The sequence below is a fragment of the Salmonella sp. SAL4457 genome (assembly GCF_046548235.1).
Lineage (GTDB): Bacteria > Pseudomonadota > Gammaproteobacteria > Enterobacterales > Enterobacteriaceae > Salmonella > Salmonella enterica.
This window is the reverse complement of sequence record NZ_JBGDZO010000047.1, coordinates 1-494: the sequence shown is the minus strand read 5'-3', so window position 1 is coordinate 494 and position 494 is coordinate 1. Positions and strand designations below refer to the sequence as shown.

Below are 494 nucleotides of genomic sequence, written 5' to 3'. Positions count from 1 at the left end.
GTCCTGGCGCAGGCCGAGCGAGAAGCGCCACTGGTCGAGGTCGATCAGGTCCTGGAGGTAGACGCCGGTCTGCTCCAGGCGGCGGGTGTGGTTGTCGTCCGGGAAATAGCTGATGGCGTCGTCGCCGTAGACCGGGTTGCACGCGTCCAGCGCCGAGGCCGAGCCGGAACGCCAGTCGACCACGGTGCGCCGGCGCTGGTAGTCGAGGCCGGTGAGCAGGGTGTGGCGCGCCGCGCCGGTGGCGAATTCGGCCTGCAGCATGTTGTCGACGATATACGCCTGCAGGTGCTCGCGGGCGCCGCTGAAGTAGCGGTTCAGCTTGTTCGGCTCGCTGGCGCTCCAGCCGTAGGCGTAGACCTGCGACAGGTCGACGTCGGAGTCCAGGTAGCGGAAGTTCTGCCGCGCCGACCAGACGTCGTCGATGCGGTGCTCCAGCTGGTAGCCGAACATCCGCTGGGTGCGGTCGAAGTCGTCCTTGCTCGGCTCGCCATCGA

The 494-nt window shown here is 68.0% G+C and carries 1 pseudogene; it reads right to left on the bottom strand.

The window, feature by feature from the left end:
* Positions 1–494: pseudogene (locus tag ACLJNW_RS23140) on the bottom strand (TonB-dependent siderophore receptor); the annotation flags it as partial.